We start from the raw sequence: 18,798 nt of genomic DNA, 5'->3' as shown, positions 1-18,798 counted from the left end.
CTCAGCAAGATGGTCTTGGGGGGATTAAACGGCCAGCCCGATCAGCGCCACGCCAACGGCCATCAGAACCGCGGCCCCCAGCCGCCGCATCCAGTTGCCTTCTTTCAGGAAAATGAACCCGATCAGCGCCGCGAAGATGACCGAGGTTTCGCGCAGCGCCGAAACCGCGCCCAGTGGGGCAAAGTTCTTGGCGTAAAGCACCAACCCATAGGCCGCCATCGACACCAGGCCGCCCAACAGGCCAACAACCCACACGTCCAAGGGATAATCCGCCAGTTTCTTTCGCCTGCGGATGCCGACAAATCCGGCAATAAACAGGTGCAGAAAAGCCCCCCAGGCCCAGTAGCTGAGCGTGTTTCCCGACAAGCGCACCCCGATCCCGTCGAACACCGAATAGATCGAGATACACACCCCTGTCCCTATCGCGAACAACAGGGTCGAGCGCCCGAGCCCTGAACGCAATGCCCTCCAGTTGCTGAGCTGGATACCAACCGCGATCAGAGCAATCCCGGCCCAAGCCTGCAGGGGCAGCATTTCGCCCACCAACAGCATCGCCCAGAGGGACACCAGCGCCGGTACGATCCCGCGGGCGATGGGATAGACGACGCTCAGGTCACCATGCTGATACGCCTTGCCCAGCATGAAATAGTACCCGAAATGCACAAAGGTCGAGATCAGGATGTAGGGGAAGCTCTCGGCGCTGGGCATGGGCAGTGCAGCAACCATGATCGCCCCGGGAATAGCCTGTCCAAGAGCCACCAAGCCCATCGTCGTGGTTCGGTCGGCCGCAGATTTGACTATTGCGTTCCAAACTGCATGCAGCATTGCAGCCGCCAAAGTGATGGCGATGACAAACGGGGTCACGTCCGAACCTTTCGTGAAACAAAACCGGCCCGCAAAACGGGCCGGTGTCCTATTGTCACAAAGAGAGGTGGATCACAACGCGGTGTTAAAGAGGTTTGTAAGGTTCTCTTTTGTGAGTTCGACCGGGTTTCCGCCGCAGGAGGGGTCGATGAGGGCGCCCTGGACGAGGTCCGGGATAGTGGCTTCGGAGACGCCAAGTTCGGAGAGCTTGCGCGGGATGCCGAGGCTGTCGTTGAAGTCCTGAACAAAGGCGCGGAAGCCGTCAAAGCCGCCATCGATGCCCAGATAGGCTGCGGCCTGCGCGAACCGGTCGGCGATGGCGGGGGCGTTGAAGTCCAGCACGGCGGGCATGCAGACCGCGTTGGTGGTGCCGTGATGGGTGTTGAAGTGCGCGCCGACGGGGTGGCTCATGGCGTGGATCGCGCCCAGGCCCTTCTGGAAGGCGGTGGCGCCCATGGCGGCGGCGCTCATCATCTGGGCGCGGGCTTCGATGTCGGTGCCGTCGGCATAGGCGCGCGGCAGGTAATCCTTGACCAGGCGCATCCCTTCCAAAGCGATGCCCTGGCTCATCGGATGGTAGTGCGGGCTGGAATAGGCCTCGACACAATGGGCAAAGGCATCCAGCCCGGTACCTGCGGTGATGAACCTGGGCATGCCCACGGTCAGTTCCGGATCGCAGATCACCACCGTGGGCAGCACTTTCGGGTGGAAGATGATCTTCTTGGCGTGGGTCTCGGAATTGGTGATGACGCTGGCGCGACCTACCTCCGACCCGGTGCCTGCCGTTGTTGGCACCGCGATGATCGGGGCGATGGCATCGGCATCGGCGCGGGTCCACCAGTCGCCAATGTCTTCAAAATCCCAGACTGGCCGCGTCTGACCTGCCATGAAGGCCACCATCTTGCCCAGATCCAGACCCGAGCCGCCGCCAAAGGCGATCACCCCGTCATGGCCACCCGCGTTGTAAGCCGCGACACCGGCCTCAAGGTTCTTCTCATTCGGGTTCGGGTCCACGTCGCTGAACAGGCCGCGCCCCAGACCGGCGGCCTCCATGATATCCAGCGTTGCCTTGGTGATCGGCAGATCGGCCAACCCCTTGTCGGTGACCAGCAGCGGGCGTTTCATCCCGGCGGCCGCGCAGGCCTCGGGCAGTTCCCGGATTCGGCCTGCGCCGAATTTGATCGCGGTCGGATAAGACCAGTTTCCTTGAAGGCTCATGTCCTGTTTTCTCTCAATGTTCGGGCCCGTCCCGCAGAGGGGGAGAACGGGACGGGCGGGTATCCTCAGCCAGTCATCTTTTTCAGGTGATACGACTTTGGACGGGTCAGGTTGTGATAGCCGATCACGGACAGTCCGCCGCCACGACCGGTATTCTTGCAGCCGGTCCAGCACAGGCCCGGGTCCAGATAGTCGGCCCGGTTCATGAACACGGTGCCGGTCTCGATCCGGTTCCCGACCCGCGCGGCGCGGTCCACATCGCGGGTCCAGAGCGACGCGGTCAGGCCAAATTCGCTGTCATTCATCAGCGCGATGGCTTCTTCGTCCGAGGACACTTTCATTATGCCAACGACGGGGCCAAAGCTTTCGTCCCGCATCACCCGCATGTCATGGGTGACGCCTGTAAGAATCTGGGGTGTCAGATAGGCGCCGCCATCATCCTCGGGGAAAGTGTCGATATGCGCCACCGCGCCAGCCGCAACCGCCTCGGCAATCTGCGCCCGCACCTCGTCGGCAAAGCGCACATTCGCCATCGGACCAATTGTCGTCCCGGTATCCAGCGGGTTGCCCAGCTTATAACCTTTCACAACCTCAACCGCCTTGGCAACGAAGTCATCATACAGGCTATCATGGACGTAAATCCGCTCAATCCCGCAGCAGCACTGGCCCGAATTGAACATCGCCCCGTCGATCAGCGTATCAACTGCCGCGTCCAGATCGGCATCCTCCATGACATAGCCCGGATCCTTGCCGCCCAGTTCCGTGCCGACACCGGTGAATGTCCCTGCCGCCGCGCGTTCCATCGCCCGACCGCCCCCGACCGAGCCGGTGAAGTTCACGAAGTCGAACGCATTGCCAGCGATCAGATCATTGGTCACGTCATGGCTCAGAAAAACATTCTGGAACACATCCTCGGGCACACCTGCCGAATGGAAGGCCTGCGCCATACGCTCCCCCACCAGCAGGGTCTGCGTGGCATGTTTCAGGATCACAGTGTTGCCCGCGATCAGCGCCGGTGCCACCGTGTTGATTGCGGTCATGTAGGGGTAGTTCCACGGCGCCACCACAAACACGACCCCGTGCGGGATGCGCTTGATATAGCGCCTGAACGTCTCATCCTCGCCCACCGCGATATCGGCCAGAGAGGTTGCGGCAATCTCGGCCATGTAACTGGCGCGCTCATTGAAGCCGCCGAACTCACCGCCATAGCGCACCGGGCGACCCATCATATGGGCCAATTCCGGCACGATCTCGTCATTCATCGCGCCAACGGCGGCTACGCCCGCCATTACAAGATCAATCCGCTCCTGCAACGGCCGCGCCGCCCAGCCCGCCTGCGCCGCGCGGGCCTTTGCGGCCAGCTCAAACGCAGCTTCGCGCGACAGCACTTCCCGCTCGGCAAAAACCGATCCATCGACCGGAGAGATACACTTCAGTGTCTGGGCCATCCCAACCTCTTGACTGTTCGCAGGGCGCGCCCTGCTTCATCTTTTTCCAAATACTCTCGCCGAAGGCACCCGGGCGCGCAGCGCCCGCTCTCCCCTAGCCTACGCCCGCTCGAAGCCCCGGGCCACTTCCCAATCCGTCACCACGCGCTCGAATTCCTCAATCTCGACCTCGGCCGCGCGGGTATAGTGATCCACCACATCATCCCCCATAGCCCCGCGCAACATCGCCGAGCCATGCAGCGCGTTGCGCGCATCCTTCAAAGTGCCGGGGATCATGCCCGTGTCGCCCTGATAGACATCGCCCCTTGCAGGCGGTTGTAGCTCCAGCCCCTCTTCGATACCCGCAATCCCGGCCGCCAACATTCCGGCCATCGCCAGATAGGGGTTCATGTCCGACCCAGGGATCCGGCACTCCACCCGAACTGCCCTAGTGCCATCCCCGCACAGGCGGAACCCGGCGGTGCGATTGTCAACCGACCAGATGATCCGCGTCGGCGCAAAGGTGCCCTTCATGAACCGCTTGTAGCTGTTGATGTAAGGCGCCATGAAGTATGTGTAATCGGCAGCGTATTTCAGCAGACCGGCCATGTAGCTTTTCATCAGCGCCGACATGCCCAGCTCATCTTCCGCGTCATAGAAGGCAGGCTTGCCATCGGCCCAAAGCGACTGGTGCACGTGGGACGAACTGCCCACCTTGTCGTGATGCCATTTCGGCAGAAACGTCGCCGCATGGCCATGCTGCCAGGCGATCTCTTTCACCGCGTTCTTGGCAATCGAGTGATATTCAGCCGTATCCATCGCCGGCGCGTATTTGATGTTCAGCTCTTCTTGCCCGGTCTCGGCCTCACCCTTCGAGTTTTCGACCGGAATGCCGGCATTCCAAAGATGGTTGCGGATCGGCCGCATCACATGCTCTTCCTTGGTGGTCTGCAGGATGTGATAATCCTCGTTATAGCCCGAGATCGGTTGCAGATCGCGGAACCCCTCCTTGCGGATCGCATCAAAGCTCTTTTCGAACAGGAAAAACTCCAGCTCGGTGGCGCACATCGCCTCATAGCCCATCGCCTTCAGGCGGTTCACCTGCTTCTTCAGGATCGAACGCGGCGCATGCGGCACCTCTTCATGCGTGTGATGATCCAGCACATCACACATCACCATCACCGTCCCCTCAAGCCACGGCACCGGCCGCAGCGTGTCCAGATCCGGCTTCATGACGTAGTCGCCGTATCCCCGCTCCCAGCTGGTCGAGGCATACCCGTCCGGCGTCCCCATCTCGAGGTCCGTTGCCAGCAGATAGTTGCAGCAATGCGTCTCTTCCCACGCACCCGCAACAAAATGACCCCCATGAAACCGCTTCCCCATCAAACGGCCCTGCATGTCAACAAAACAAACCAAGACTGTATCAATGTCACCGGATGCGACCTGGGATTTCAGGGTTTCGAATGTCAAAGTTGCGGTCATGAAACAAACCTCTAGCTGCTGACGGGGGCACCAAACGCGGTGCCCCCGAGTTTGGTATCAATCGAAGGTATAGGGAGCACCGGCCTGGTTGATGACCGAGTTGTACTCGCGGAAGATGCCAACAATCTTCTGGTGAATCTCGCCTTCCTGCGCGACCTCATCCCAGAATTCGATAGCTGCGTTTTCAACCTCTTTCCATTCCGAGGCCGGAACTTGCCGCAGTTCCAGCTTGTCGCCGTTGGCACGCAACGCCGCTTCGCCACCCCAGTACCACTGGTTGCGATAGGTGTGGCCCGCCTCGATCCCGGCCATGACAACCGATTTCAGGTGATCGGGCAGTTCGGCCCAGCGTTCCTGATTTGCGAACCACGAACCGATCCAGGCACCCGAGATGTTGTTGGTCAGGAAGTAGTCGGTCACATCGGCCCAGCCCACGGTGTAATCTTCGGTGATGCCCGACCATGCCATACCGTCCAGCTCTCCGGTCTGAACCGCCACTTCGGCATCCTCGTAAGGAATGTTCACCGGCACGACGCCAAACTTGGCCAGGAAGCGACCCGCCGTCGGGAAGGTGTACAGCTTCAGCCCGTCCAGATCGCCGAGCGTCTTGATTTCCTTCTTGGTGTTGAAGTTGCACGGGTCCTGACCCGCAGCAGACAACCACGCCACACCGACCTTTTCGTATTCCGACCGCCAGATATCGGCCAGACCGTACTGATTGAACAGCACTGGCACATCAAGGATATGTTTGGTCGCAAAGGGGAAGTAGCCGCCGAACTGGCGCAGCGGCGTCGGCGACGCCATCGAGTCGTCGTCTGAATGCACCCCGTCGATGGTACCGCGCTGCAGCGCCTGGAACAGTTCGCCGGTGGGAACGATCTGATCGGCAAAATACAGCTCGATCTCAAGTTCGCCGTTTGCGTTGGCGTTGATGTAGTCGATGGCAGGCTTGGTCACGTGCTCGCCCAATGCGCTGCCGGCGTAGGTCTGGAACCGCCACTTGATGGCCGACTGTGCTTTGACGATTGCAGGGCTTGCCAGAGTGGCCGCCCCGGCCAGCCCCGCCGACCTTAGAAATCTGCGTCTTGTTGTCATTATCCTTCTCCTCTGTTTAGTCGAACTGAGTTTCGCCCCTTTGCGGGGTCTTCTGACTTATTTTCCATAGACATAATTCGGCAGCCAAAGCGCGATTTCGGGGAAGATGATGATCGTGGCCAAAGCGCAGGCCATCACCAGAACAAAAGGAATGATCGAGCCATAGATGTCGCGCAGCGTAATTTCCGGCGGGGCCATCGCCCGCATCAGGAATAGGTTATAGCCAAACGGCGGCGTCATATAGGCGATCTGCGTGGTGATGGTGTAGAGAACGCCGTACCAGATCAGATCAAAGCCCAGTTCTCCGACCAGCGGCACATATAGCGGGGCCACAATCACCAGCATCGCGGTGTCGTCCAGGAACGTGCCCATCAGGATAAAGCTGAGCTGCATCAGGACAAGGATCATCCAAGGGGAAAGCCCCAGCTTTTCAGTGAACAGGCTTTCGATGGCCTTGACCGCGCCCAGCCCGTCGAACACGGCACCAAATGCCAATGCCGCCAGAATGATCCACATGAACATGCAGGATATTCCCAGCGTATGCCGCATCGAGTTTTCAAACACTTCGCGGGTCAGGCGCCCTTTCAGCGCTGCCGCCAGCAGCGCCGTGATCGCACCAATGGCCGAAGATTCAACCAGCGAAGTCCAGCCGTTCACGAAGGGGACCATCATCACCATGAAAATCCCGACCGGCAGTAATCCGGCCTGCAGAAGGCGCAGCTTCTCTCTCAGCGGAATATCGCGTTCTTCGGCTGGCAGAACCGGGCCCAGCGACGGGGTGATCCGGCACCGGATGATGATATAGATGATGAACATGGCGGCCATCATCAGGCCGGGAAGAACCCCGGCCAGCCAAAGCTGACCAACCGGCTGACGGGCGATCATGGCATAGAGAACCAGAACCACAGATGGCGGCACCAGAATTCCTAATGATGACCCTGCCTGGATCACCCCGGTGACCATGCGTTTGTCGTAGTTCCGCCGCAGCAGTTCCGGCAGAGCAATCGTGGCCCCGATGGCCATGCCCGCTACGGACAGCCCGTTCATCGCCGAAATCAGCACCATCAGCCCGATGGTTCCGACCGCCAGCCCGCCCGACAGTCCGCCCATCCAGACATGGAACATCTTGTACAGATCATCCGCGATCCGGCTTTCGGACAGGATGTATCCCATAAAAATGAACATCGGCAGTGTCAGCAGCGGATACCACTTCATAACCTTGATCGCAGCCGCGAATCCAAGATCATAGCCGCCGCGATCCCCCCACAGGAACAAGGCCGACACCACCGCGACAAAGCCGATCGCACCAAACACCCGCTGACCTGTCAGCAGCATCAACATCATTGATGCGAACATCAGCAAGGCAATCATCTCGTAGGACATCAGATTACCTCTCGGGGGATGTCGTGGCCGCAAAGGCGCAGGATGTCTTTGAAGAACTCGGAAATGGCCTGCAAAAGCATCAGGAAGATGCCGACAACCATGATCAGTTTGACCGGCCACAGATACGGCCGCCAGATGGTTGCGCTGCGCTCTCCTCCGTATTGGAACGAGTACATCAGGCTGTCCCAGCCGCCCCACAACAGGATGATCAGATAGACAATAAGGAACATGACGGTAAATGCGTCAGTCCACGCTTTAAGCCGATGGGACCATTCTCCGTACAGCAGATCCATCCGCACATTCGACCCCATCTGGATCGAGTACGGCCCGCCAAGCATGTAGTAGGCAACCATCGCGAACTGCGCCATTTCCAGGGTCCAGAGCGACGGAACAAAAAAGGTTTTCGAGATTGAAGACCACAGCAGGATCGCCATCATGGCGAACAGCCCCCACATCATCACGCGGCCAACCTTGTGATTGACCGCGTCGATGACCCGCACATATATCTCCATCGCCCGGATCACATTTACGTCCTTTCCCCGAAATCGTTCAACGTACGGCTGATCCATGGCACAAGACACGCCGCCATCGCCTTTTGCTGATCCTCCGTTCGGATCAGATCATTCCGGATCTCGATCATCACATTCAAAAGCCCATTGGGCTTCGCCTGCGCATCCAGCGTATGCGCTACGCCGTCCGCGGCCGAGTAAGGCTCGTTCAGGCGGGTTTCAAACTTCAGATCAACAGGTGCCGACGCCATCATGGCCTGCGCAAACCGATCATCTTCGCCATGCAGCAACCCCAACTCTACCGATCGGGGCTTGCCGTGATAGACCGGCGTGAAACTGTGGACTGTCACCATCAGCCGCAATGTCTTGCGATGCGATTGAATCTGATTGGATAAGCCGGCGCAAAAGGGCCTGTAAACACTGTCTATTCTGTCCTGCCGCTGCTGCGGGGTCAGATCGGCGTTAGCAGGGATTCGGATATCTTCGCTTTTCACCACCATTGCCCCGATCGCTTCGGGTGGGCGGTTGCAATCATAGATAAGCCGAGACACTCCGCCATGAACCAATACCGCAGACATGTCCGCCGCGATCAGCCGGGCTACCGCCAACGCACCAGGATCCCACGCGATGTGGCTTTCCAGCGCCGCAGCGGGCAACCCCAGATCGCCAAGCGCTTCGGGAACACGGTTCGACGCATGCTCGCACACCACAACCACGGCGGGAGCATCGTTTTTCGCTTCGATATGAACGACCGGTCCGTAGTCCAATGTGCAATCCCGTGATTCCAGAAAGCGCCCCAGATTGGGCGTGTGGAAAAAATTCCACATCGGACATTCACCTGTCAATATTTTTCCTGTACAAATTTCCCCAACCTTGATTGCAGTGAAAAAATATTCACATCACAGTCGACGTCATCAAACAGGAGGGTCCAACCGTGCGGGTAACGGACAGGCTGCTGACACACCGGGACAAGCTGACCCCATCTGAAAGGCAACTGGTCAGCGTGTTGCTGGATGACTATCCGATGGCCGGTTTGGGCAGCATAACAGAACTGGCCAGCACAGCGGGGGTTTCCACCACGACAGTCGCGCGCATGTTGCAGAAAACCGGGTTTGACGGTTACCCGCAGTTTCAGGCAGCGCTGCGCCACGAGGTTAAAGAGATGATCTCGGGGCCCGAGGCCAAGCGCGATCTCTGGCAGAACGATCTGCCCGAGGAACACATCCTGAATCGCTACTCCGGGCGAACGCTGGAAAACCAGAAACGCACGATCGATGAAGTGGATCCGGCGGAATTTGACAGTTTCTGCCGGTTGCTGTGCGACCCGGACCGGCGCATTTTCCTAACCGGAGGAAGAATAACCGGCACTCTGGCGCAGTATCTCTACCTGCACCTGCAAATGATCCGGCCGGATGTCAGATTGTTGCCTGTAGCCGCCTCGTGGACACATGACTTGCTGGACGTGCGAAAAGGGGATGTCCTGATCGCGCTGGATGTCCGGCGGTATGAAAACTCGACCTTGCTGATCGGGCAGCTCTGCCATGAGCGTGAGGCGGAAATTGTGCTGTTCACTGACCAATGGCGCTCACCTATTCACAGGCTGGCCAAGCACACGTTCAGCGCACGCATCTCGGTACCGTCAGCGTGGGACTCGATGGCCGCCATTCTGGTTTTGATGGAGTGCGCCATTGCCGAAGTACAGGAACGTCTGTGGGATTCGGTGAAAGCGCGGACCGACGAGCTGGAACAGGCCTTCGACCGCACGAAACTCTTTCGGAAATTCGGGCAGAGTTCAGGGTCTTAACATCTGCCGAATGGCGACCCATCCCAATCGGTACAACTGCCCGTGAACACTGTTGCCAGCCGGACGGCAGTCCGTACACTTTGAACCCATGACGTTCATTACGGAAAACCAGCTGCCACTGCTGATCCTGTTCTTTCTCGTGGGTTCGGTCGGAACGGCATTCTTGTTTCGCAAGCCGGCCGGGCACCGAGCCTGGAAACTTGCCGACTTGGTCTGGGTCGTGCTGGGCGGCATCGGCGCGCTGGTGGCGGTGCTGGCGGGCCTTTATACCTCGGACAGTTCGCGGCTGGACCGGCAGATCGACGTGGCCTATGCAGCAACGCTGGCCTTTGACCGCGACGCCGCGCGGTTCCGGCTGCGGTTCTGCGACCCGGCCTATGACCCGGATACAGCAGTTTTGTGCGACAAGGTCGAGTTCCTGTCGGCCTCAACCGCCAGCAATGCCGATCTACCCCTGTTCATTGCCGTCACGAACGAGGTAGCGCCGCTACAAGGTCTGCATTTTCTGTTCGGAACCGGGGCCAAGGACGACATGGACGAAATGCGCGACATGGCCGCCACGGCCGACGCTTTCAACATCGACCAGTTTCTTGTCTTCACCTCGTTGGATGAAAAAACCCAGACCGCAATCGACAACATGCGTCGCAAAGTGCCTGCAATCGCCGGGGACTATCTAATTCTGGCGCAAAGCTATGATGACCTGATCGAACAGGTCGGCAAGCTGAAGGATGAATGGGAATACCTGCAGGCCAACGCGCATATTCTGGGTCTGCAGATCGTCGCTTTGTGCCTGGTCAGTTTCGCCGCTCCGTTCCGGCTGGGCAAATCGCTGGTCGAACTGCGCACCGCATTCAACGCCGATACTGCTGTGCCAGTTGTTCCGGATCGGCCCCCAGAAAATAGCGAAACACCAGCCACAGGTTCCGCCCTCCCCGACGCAGCCAGCCCAAACGCTCATAGCGCTCCGCGCTCGTAACGGCACGCACGGGCAGGATGCGCACGCGCGGCAGCGCCCGGACCAACGCGACATCCTCCATCAAAGGCTGCTCCTTATAGCCGCCAGCAGCAAGATAGGTTTTGCGCGGCACCAGCAACCCCTGATCGCCATAGGGTAAGCCAAACAGGCGGCTGCGCAGATTGGCCCAGCCGGCGACCCATCGGGGCGCAAATCCCCGGGCCTGAAACTGCAACAGAAACGCAGCCGGTGCACCGGTTTCCAGATGTGAGGCCACCGCGTCGCTCCACCCATTTTGCAGGACCGTATCCGCGTGCAAAATCATCAACCACTCAGCCGAAGCCGTTTGGCATCCGCGCCGCAATTGTCCACCGCGCGAAGGCGCGCCTTCAACGATCCTGGCTCCGGCCTCGTCCGCCATGGCCAACGTCTCATCCGTTGACCCTCCATCGGTAATCACTAACTCGCGGGTAAGACCCGCCTGCACCCCCTCCATCAGCGACTTCAAGGTTCCGGGCAGCGAGCCAGCAGCGTTCAGGGTCGGGATCACGATGCTGATTGGCGCGGGCACGTCTGTTAACCTCTGGTCATGGTCACGGAAACTCCTATATCACGGAGCCCAAGGAAATGACGAGGACCACCCCATGCCCAATCGCCGCATTCTGCGCCTTTCCGGTAAGGACACTGACAGCTTTTTGCAGGGGCTGGTCACGAATGACGTCAACAAGCTGGCCCACGGCCTCGTCTACGCTGCATTGCTGACGCCGCAGGGCAAATACCTGGCCGATTTCTTTCTTAAACGGGACGGGGATGCCATTTTGCTGGACGTTGCCGAAGAATTGGCGGACGGGGTGGCCAAACGGCTGGGCATGTACAAACTGCGCGCCGATGTGACCATCGAAAACAGTGATTTGAACGTACAACGCGGAACCGGGCCTGCACCCGAAGGCGCCCTGCCCGACCCGCGCCATCCCGAACTGGGCTGGCGTGCCTATACATCGGCGGCGGACGGCGATGATGGCACCGACTGGGACGCGATAAGGGTACGGCGCTGCATTCCGGAAACCGGGGTCGAACTGACACCCGACACCTTTATCCTTGAAGCCGGGTTCGAAGCGCTGAACGGCGTGGATTTCAAGAAAGGCTGCTATGTGGGGCAGGAAGTCACGGCCCGCATGAAGCACAAGACCGAACTGCGCAAGGGTCTGCGCGGGGTGAGCGTTGATGGCATTGCGGCGGTCGGAACCCCGATTACCTCGGGCGGAAAACCTGCCGGGACCCTTTTCACCCAGTCCAATGGCCTTGGGATCGCCTACCTGCGTCTGGACCGCGCCGGGGACGACATGACAGCCGATGACGCGAAGGTTACACTGGCGCCTTAACATGTTGCCAAAGCGGCACGACTGCGCCCAGGAACTCTGCCCTGCCCTTTGAACATGGCCACCCGCGCTGTCACACTGGTTTGAATTCAGCAAACCGGATGCTTCAATGTTTCAGCTATACAGAGCGATCTGGCGTGCCAGCGCCGGGCGGCAGATCTTCCTAATCGTTTTGTCCATTGCAATCGCAGGTCTGGCGGCCGTTCCGCTGGAGTTTCAGCGCGATATCATCAACCACCTCACCTCGGACGACGTCACGACGGAAAAACTGATTTATCTGGGCACTGGAATGATGTCCGTCATTCTTCTCAGCCTCGCGCTGAAATGGCTTTTGGGGTTTCGCGCCGGAACACTGGGCGAGGACATGATCCGCATGATCCGCCAGCGATTGCTGGTGCGGGCCTCGGATGTAAAGGCGTCAGGCGAGGCTGTTCGCAAGGGAACCATGACCACCGCCATTTCGGCCGAAGCCGAAGAATTGGGTAAGTTTGCGGGCGGCGCATTTTCAGACCCCGTGGTTCAGATCGGAACCCTGATCAGCGTGATCGGCTATATCTCTTCGACCCAACCGGGTCTGGGCATGATCGCCTTTTCGATGATCGTCCCGCAAATCGTCATCGTGCTGATCTCGCAGCGTAAGGTGAACGTCTTTGTCGCCGAGCGTGTTCATATCCTGCGGGGCGCAACCGACAAGCTGACCATCGAGGAGATCGACGCAGTCTCGAAAGAGGTCGACGCCTTGTTCGATGATATTTATGAGACCCGGCGAAAAATGTTCCTCTGGAAGCTGTCCGCCAAGTTTCTGCTTAGCGTAATCAATGGGGCCGGAACTGTCGGCGTGCTGATGCTGGGCGGCTATCTGGTGCTGAACGGCAAAACGGATGTCGGGACGGTCGTCGCAGCCACGAGCGGGCTTGGCCGAATTCAGGGCCCCACCGCGTTCCTGATCGCGTTCTACCGGCAGGTCAGCGCAAACCGCATCAAATACGAACTCATGCTCGAGCTTTTCGGCCCCCACCCCGAGCGCTATCGGCAGATCGAAAGAAGTAGGTAAGAAAAACCGCGCGGCACGGAACCGCGCGGTTTTTCACTTTTCGAACAAGGGGCGCGTTATGCGCGCTCGGAATATTCCATGGTTTCGGTGTTCACGACGATCATTTCGTCCTGCCCGATGAAGGGCGGCACCATGACCTTGACACCGTTGTCCAGAATGGCCGGCTTGAACGAATTCGCGGCGGTCTGGCCTTTGACGACCGGCTCGGTCTCGACAATTTTGCAGGTCACTTTTTGCGGCAGCGTGGCGTTCAATGCTTCGCTTTCATAAAATTCGACAACAATTGTCATGCCGTCCTGCAGAAACGGGCGGCGCTCGCCCAGCAGATCGGCAGGCAGTTCGATCTGCTCATAGGTTTCGGAATCCATGAACACCAGCATGCCATCGGATTCGTACAGGAACTGCTGATCTTTCTGCTCAAGGCGGACGCGTTCGACCTTGTCCGCCGAGCGGAATCGCTCGTTCAACTTCGAGCCGTTGCGCAGGTTACGAAGTTCGACCTGGGCAAAAGCACCACCTTTACCGGGCTTTACGTGGTCAACTTTGACCGCGGCCCAAAGCCCGTCGTTATGCTCAAGCACATTGCCGGGGCGAATTTCGTTCCCATTTATCTTGGGCATTACATAAATCCTTCACAAACGGTTGATGCGTCAGTTCCCGTCCCTATATCTGGCGTGACCACACCTGACAAGACAACGACACCTAGTGCTGCACTTGCAGCAAGCCATGCACATGACGCAACGCAACTATGCATTTTAAGTGTATCCGAATCGCACCTAATAGGTCATAAGAGCCGCCACGCCGAAAATGCAAGAGCAAGAACAACAAGGATTGACGAGATGAGAGATTTCGTTGACGGCACTGCCTTTAACAACGAGCAAGGCAATCGTGCTCGCAAACTTTTTGCAGCCGTTGTTTTGGCTGCTTTGGACGATGCCATTGCCGATGACAAGAAATACGGCAACGGCCCGGAACAAATCGCCCGCTGGGCCCGTTCGCGCGATGGTCGCGAGGTGCTGTCCTGCGCGGGTATCGACCCCAACGAGCGGGTCGTCAGCGGACTGATGGAGTTCGTTGGCCGTGGCGTGCGCACTTCGGTCGCGCTGTCGCGTGAAGAAAGCGAGCGTCGCAACGCCGCACAGCAAGCTGAAGCCGCCTGATCAACGGCGTCTTCCGGTGAAAAAACGCGCCCCCAACTACGGGCGCGTTTTTCTTTTGAACGCTTCAGAAGAACAAAAGCCACTGGCGCGCGACCCAGATCTCGGCTGCCAGCATTGCCGCAAAGAACAGCTTGGCTGAAACCGACAACCCTCTTTGCCACAACAGCAGGTATGAACCTGCACAGACCTCGACGGACACAGGCGCGACCCATAGGGCGTGATGTGTGCTGTCCCAATAGCTGACCGGGCTATCAAACACCCAGTCCGTCAGGGGCCAGAGGTGCGGGCGACCATCCCCTGCGTGCAGCAGGAAATCCATTGTCACATGCAATAGCGCGGCCAGGGTGGCGACGATCAGTAAGGGCCAGCCGCGCCAGATACCGATCAGCAACATCGCCCCCCACAGAAAGAAGGAATTGTCGATGGCAAAGACCGTTTGCCATGATTTCGAATAGTAGAGCTGGCCGAAAACCACCTATTCAGGAATGCCCAGAACTAACAGCGACACGCCAGCCATAAGATAGAGCGACAAATCCGGCAGCAGAGACCCCAGCAACGCCGCCGACTAGGTTCGGCCCCGGGCTGGTCGCGCAAATGCGGCCGCACCGATCAAAAGATGCGCGGGCGTGTTCATCCGGGCTTTCCCTTTGGCCTCAAATCAGGTCATCTGCGCCTCAACGTATAGGAGACGCCCATGGTTCGCGCCATCATGATTCAGGGAACCGGCAGCAATGTTGGCAAGTCGGTTCTGGTCGCCGGTCTGGCGCGGGCCTTCACAAAGCGCGGGCTGAAGGTTGCTCCATTCAAGCCGCAGAACATGTCAAACAATGCGGCCGTGACCGAGAACGGCGGCGAGATCGGGCGCGCTCAGGCGTTGCAGGCCATGGCTGCGAGGCGACCGACGCATACGGATATGAACCCGATCCTGCTGAAGCCGGAAACGGATACCGGGGCGCAAATTATCGTGCAGGGCAAACGCGCGGGAACGATGAAGGCTGGCGACTATCGCAAGGATAAATCCAAACTACTGGGCGCCGCGCTGCAAAGCTTTGACCGGTTATGCAGCGACGCCGATCTGGTGCTTATCGAAGGTGCGGGCAGCCCGGCCGAAACCAATCTGAGAAAGGGCGACATTGCCAACATGGGGTTTGCCTGCGCAACAGGGGTGCCGGTGGTGCTGGTCGGCGACATCCATCGCGGTGGCGTGATCGCCCAGATCGTCGGAACGCAGGCCGTTCTGGAAGATCGCGATCTTGCAATGATCAAAGGGTTCGCCGTCAACCGGTTCAAGGGCGATGTTTCACTGTTCGATGAAGGGCGCGATGACATTGCCGCCCGGACCGGCTGGCCTTGTCTCGGCGTGGTTCCGTGGTTTCACGATGCCTGGAAACTTCCCGCCGAAGACATGATGGACATCCGCTCTCATGGTGGCGGGGCGTGCAAGGTAGTTGTCCCGCAACTGGAGCGCATGGCGAATTTTGACGATCTCGATCCATTGTCGGCCGAACCCGGCGTGACGGTCGAGATCGTCCCCGCCGGGCGGGCCCTGCCCGGTGATGCCGATCTTGTGTTGCTGCCCGGCAGCAAGTCCACTATCGGCGACCTGGCCTTTTTCCGGGCACAGGGTTGGGATGTGGACCTTATGGCGCATGTCCGTCGCGGCGGCCATGTTCTGGGCCTGTGCGGCGGCTATCAGATGCTGGGCAAAACCATTTCTGACCCGGAGGGCGTCGATGGTCATCCGGGCAAAGTCGACGGGTTGGGCCTGTTGGACGTCGAAACTGTCATGGCCGGGGACAAGCACGTCAGACTGCGCACTGCAAAGGCACTGACGGGCGGAGAGACCGTCACCGGCTACGAGATACATATGGGACGCACCGACGGGGCCGATTGCGACCATGCCTGGCTGGAGATTGACGGCCGCCCGGAAGGCGCTGCCAGTCGAAATGGCCGTATCCGTGGCAGCTATCTGCACGGGATCTTTTCGTCAGACACGTTCCGCGCCAGCTATCTGGCGCAGTTCGGTGTGAATTCAGACCTCAGCTACGATGACGGTGTGGAACAGACGCTGGATGATCTGGCGGATCATCTGGAACAGCACATGGACTTGGACCTGTTGCTGTCACTGGCCGCACCGCCGACCCGCCAGTAACAGTTTATTCGAGGTTCTGAGCAGACAATGCGCGGTGGATCTCCCGCCGCACCAGTTTGCGCAGATTTCGCGTGATACGTTCCCCAAGAACACCCTGCAATTCCTGCCGGACCACATCGGCCACCAGTTCCCGCAATGCATCCTCGTCCAATGTGGGAACATTCAAATCGTCTGGATCATCCGCTTCAGGCTCTGCCCGTTCAGAATGTGACGCCTGCGAAGATCGTACAAATGTCGCCGAGAAGCTTTCGTCTTCAGTTTCGTCAATCTGGTCGTCAAGTTGCTCGGATCCAGCCCCGAATCCGCCTGCCCCATCCCAGCTCAGTGGGTTGACCTGCGTCCCCGAATAAGCGTCATCGCTGTTACCGTCAGGCTCCCACTGGTCCTCGGTCCGGGCTATGGCGGCCTCAAGCGCCTCGATCTTTGCGCTCAGACTGCCCGCGAGATCGTCCGCAGCCCCTGCTTTGGGTCCGTTTTCCAACACTGATGTATTGGCAGGCTCACGCTCACCGTTTTTGATGATGTCGCTGGCGCTCAGCACCAGAGGTTTTGCGGTGCGTTCTGCTTCGCACCCGGGAACACCTTCCGGCGCTTCCTGCTTTCTTTCAACCCTGACGGGATCATCGACCCGTAGGGAATCGGTCAGAACCAGCCGGCTTGGCTTGCGTTTGGACGCCAAATCGGGAACCTTGCGGCTTTCTTCGCTGACCAGACGTTTGACCGAGGACAGGACGTCCTCGATCCCTGCTTTTACGACATTATCCGTCATTGTTCTCTACCGCTCTATCCTTACGGATAAGTGTAGCCAAACAATTCGAACCTCACAACCGATAGTATTGCCCGTCAGTCACGACGCAACGCTTTGAGGACGCGATCCAAGTCACGGCTTTGCTTGCTGACCTGTGCCGGAGCCTTTTTGACGAGGTTATAGTACAGCGTCGGATCATAAATCTGCACGGCCAGACCAAGGCGTTCTGCGGTCAGAAGGCCCTGGGCCTGCAACAAATCATAGGCTGCGCGGGTTCGCTCTGTGCGCGATCTGACTTCGGCGAGTTGCGCATCCAGTAGATCCTGCTGAGCGTTCAGAACATCCAACGTTGTCCGGGCCCCCAAGGTCGCTTCCTCACGGATACCATCGAAAGCAACCTGCGACGCACGAACCCGTTCGGTTGATGCTCTCAAGCTTGCGCTGGCCGCCTGAAAAGCCGCGTACTGGTTCGTTACGCCTTGCGTAATGTTCTTTTGAACATTCAGCAGATTGGCGCGCGACCCATCGCGTTGCGCCATGGCCCGACGGACGTTAGCTGCCAGTCGGCCACCGGCATAGATCGGCTGCCTGAAAGTTAGCGAGACACTGGCATCGTTGATGTAATCGCTGTTGTCATAGCGTTCTGTAACACCGGCGTCAGCATCTAGGGAAACGTTTGGACCCAAGTTTGCCCGTTGTTGCTGCACGATGAGATCCAGCGCTCGCACCTGATGCTGCGCCGACAGAATCGCTGGATGGTTACGTTGCGCCAGGCTGATCGCTTCCGCTTCGGAGCGAGGCAGACTGGGCAAACTTGGCTGACCGGCTGTTCGTCCGGGAGCATTACCGACCGCATTTACATATTCAGCTTGCGCGATATCCAGATCGCCACGTGCAACGGCCAGATCGGCCTGTGAGCCAGCCAATTGAGCCTCGGACAGTGCCACGTCAGTCCGGGTGACTTCACCAACCTCGAAGCGATCATTTGATGCGCGAAGTTCCTCTGCCGAAACCTCGACGTTGTTCTGGCGAATGGCCACAGTTTCTTCCTGCAGCAACACATCCAGATAGGCACTTGCCGCCCGGCTCAGAACCCCCTGCTCGATATCAATCAGGCTCTGTCGGGTCGCCAGCACAGTTTCTTGAGCCGATTGTTTCCCCAAGATCGATGCACCGCCATCATACACGAGTTGGTTAAGCGTCAGACCCGTGAAAAACCGAGAAGGTTCGTTGGTCGTGACCACATTATTGGTCCGTGCACGGGTGTAGTCCTGGCTTACCTGGACGGCCCAGTTGATGATCGGCCGCAGCGCTGACAGCGCAATGGCGACATCTTCGTCCGCCGCACGCAACAACGCCCTGTTCTGCTCAAGCAAACCGCTTGTATTGTACGCGCCGATGAACGCATCGGTCAGATTATCGGCCCAGACCGCGCGGCCGGGTATTGCGCTCAAGGCAATGGCGGTGGTCAAGGCCGCTGCCCTGACCAGTCTACCAGTTGGCGTACCACGCATAACCAAGTCCTCTCAAATCAAAATAACACTGCTCGTTGGGCAGTTTGCGCCTTT

The 18,798-nt window shown here is 58.9% G+C and carries 18 protein-coding genes; 5 read left to right on the top strand and 13 right to left on the bottom strand.

Going from position 1 to position 18,798, the window contains the following annotated elements:
• Window positions 1-24 precede the first annotated feature (24 nt).
• From AC2FIR_RS00750 to AC2FIR_RS00715, 8 genes are all read right to left on the bottom strand, one after another.
• Window positions 25-864, bottom strand: coding sequence for an EamA family transporter (locus tag AC2FIR_RS00750; RefSeq protein ID WP_496743659.1), 840 nt, complete (start codon window positions 862-864; stop codon window positions 25-27).
• Window positions 865-936: 72 nt separating this feature from the next.
• Entirely contained in the window at window positions 937-2,082 is a 1,146-nt protein-coding gene (locus AC2FIR_RS00745) for an iron-containing alcohol dehydrogenase (RefSeq protein ID WP_496743658.1), read from the bottom strand.
• 65 nt (window positions 2,083-2,147) lie between these two features.
• A complete protein-coding gene (locus tag AC2FIR_RS00740) occupies window positions 2,148-3,530 on the bottom strand; it encodes an aldehyde dehydrogenase family protein (protein WP_496743657.1) in 1,383 nt (460 codons plus the stop codon).
• Window positions 3,531-3,629: 99 nt separating this feature from the next.
• Entirely contained in the window at window positions 3,630-4,991 is a 1,362-nt protein-coding gene (locus tag AC2FIR_RS00735; protein ID WP_480490213.1) for a glutamine synthetase family protein, read from the bottom strand.
• A gap of 57 nt (window positions 4,992-5,048) precedes the next feature.
• Complete coding sequence (locus tag AC2FIR_RS00730; protein WP_170610097.1) at window positions 5,049-6,086, bottom strand: TRAP transporter substrate-binding protein; 1,038 nt, start codon at window positions 6,084-6,086, stop codon at window positions 5,049-5,051.
• Window positions 6,087-6,143: 57 nt separating this feature from the next.
• Window positions 6,144-7,469 (bottom strand): TRAP transporter large permease, encoded by a 1,326-nt coding sequence (locus AC2FIR_RS00725; protein ID WP_170610096.1) that lies wholly within the window; start codon window positions 7,467-7,469, stop codon window positions 6,144-6,146.
• Complete coding sequence (locus AC2FIR_RS00720) at window positions 7,469-7,993, bottom strand: TRAP transporter small permease subunit (RefSeq protein WP_496743656.1); 525 nt, start codon at window positions 7,991-7,993, stop codon at window positions 7,469-7,471. The genes AC2FIR_RS00725 and AC2FIR_RS00720 overlap by 1 nt, the downstream gene beginning before the upstream one ends.
• A 2-nt stretch (window positions 7,994-7,995) precedes the next feature.
• The gene (locus AC2FIR_RS00715; RefSeq protein WP_496743655.1) at window positions 7,996-8,805 is read right to left on the bottom strand and encodes an N-formylglutamate amidohydrolase; all 810 of its coding nucleotides are present in this window, start codon (window positions 8,803-8,805) and stop codon (window positions 7,996-7,998) included.
• 107 nt (window positions 8,806-8,912) lie between these two features.
• On the opposite strand from AC2FIR_RS00715, the gene AC2FIR_RS00710 reads away from it, so the two are divergent.
• Window positions 8,913-9,782 carry a MurR/RpiR family transcriptional regulator gene (locus AC2FIR_RS00710; RefSeq protein WP_170816616.1) on the top strand — a complete coding sequence of 290 codons (870 nt, stop codon included), beginning with the start codon at window positions 8,913-8,915 and terminating at the stop codon, window positions 9,780-9,782.
• 851 nt (window positions 9,783-10,633) lie between these two features.
• Here the strand turns inward: AC2FIR_RS00710 and AC2FIR_RS00705 are convergent.
• Entirely contained in the window at window positions 10,634-11,308 is a 675-nt protein-coding gene (locus tag AC2FIR_RS00705) for a TIGR04283 family arsenosugar biosynthesis glycosyltransferase (protein WP_496743654.1), read from the bottom strand.
• 73 nt (window positions 11,309-11,381) lie between these two features.
• Here AC2FIR_RS00705 and ygfZ point away from each other — a divergent pair, with 73 nt between their 5' ends.
• Both ygfZ and AC2FIR_RS00695 read left to right on the top strand, forming a co-directional pair.
• On the top strand, window positions 11,382-12,119 hold the full coding sequence (gene ygfZ / locus AC2FIR_RS00700) for a CAF17-like 4Fe-4S cluster assembly/insertion protein YgfZ (RefSeq protein WP_496743653.1): 738 nt from the start codon (window positions 11,382-11,384) through the stop codon (window positions 12,117-12,119).
• Between the two features lie 106 nt (window positions 12,120-12,225).
• Window positions 12,226-13,170 (top strand): ABC transporter transmembrane domain-containing protein, encoded by a 945-nt coding sequence (locus tag AC2FIR_RS00695; RefSeq protein ID WP_170816619.1) that lies wholly within the window; start codon window positions 12,226-12,228, stop codon window positions 13,168-13,170.
• Window positions 13,171-13,226: 56 nt separating this feature from the next.
• On the opposite strand, the gene efp is transcribed toward AC2FIR_RS00695, so the two are convergent.
• Window positions 13,227-13,790: an elongation factor P gene (gene efp, locus AC2FIR_RS00690; protein WP_170610085.1), complete on the bottom strand. Its 564-nt coding sequence runs from the start codon at window positions 13,788-13,790 to the stop codon at window positions 13,227-13,229.
• 219 nt (window positions 13,791-14,009) lie between these two features.
• Between efp and AC2FIR_RS00685 the strand changes: the two genes are divergently transcribed.
• Window positions 14,010-14,330 (top strand): DUF6280 family protein, encoded by a 321-nt coding sequence (locus AC2FIR_RS00685; RefSeq protein WP_037310273.1) that lies wholly within the window; start codon window positions 14,010-14,012, stop codon window positions 14,328-14,330.
• Between the two features lie 64 nt (window positions 14,331-14,394).
• On the opposite strand, the gene AC2FIR_RS00680 is transcribed toward AC2FIR_RS00685, so the two are convergent.
• Window positions 14,395-14,805 (bottom strand): cobalamin biosynthesis protein CobQ, encoded by a 411-nt coding sequence (locus AC2FIR_RS00680; RefSeq protein ID WP_496743652.1) that lies wholly within the window; start codon window positions 14,803-14,805, stop codon window positions 14,395-14,397.
• A gap of 219 nt (window positions 14,806-15,024) precedes the next feature.
• Here AC2FIR_RS00680 and AC2FIR_RS00675 point away from each other — a divergent pair, with 219 nt between their 5' ends.
• Window positions 15,025-16,482 carry a cobyric acid synthase gene (locus AC2FIR_RS00675; RefSeq protein ID WP_496743651.1) on the top strand — a complete coding sequence of 486 codons (1,458 nt, stop codon included), beginning with the start codon at window positions 15,025-15,027 and terminating at the stop codon, window positions 16,480-16,482.
• A 4-nt stretch (window positions 16,483-16,486) separates the two neighbouring features.
• Here AC2FIR_RS00675 and AC2FIR_RS00670 read toward each other — a convergent pair whose 3' ends face one another.
• Window positions 16,487-17,251, bottom strand: coding sequence for a hypothetical protein (locus AC2FIR_RS00670; protein ID WP_496743650.1), 765 nt, complete (start codon window positions 17,249-17,251; stop codon window positions 16,487-16,489).
• 74 nt (window positions 17,252-17,325) lie between these two features.
• A complete protein-coding gene (locus AC2FIR_RS00665; protein ID WP_170610077.1) occupies window positions 17,326-18,744 on the bottom strand; it encodes a TolC family outer membrane protein in 1,419 nt (472 codons plus the stop codon).
• Window positions 18,745-18,798: the final 54 nt, after the last annotated feature.

This window comes from Ruegeria sp. CDSB136, from assembly GCF_059610965.1.
The sequence above is the reverse complement of the archived record's forward strand: the minus strand, read 5'-3'. Positions and strand labels throughout refer to the sequence as shown.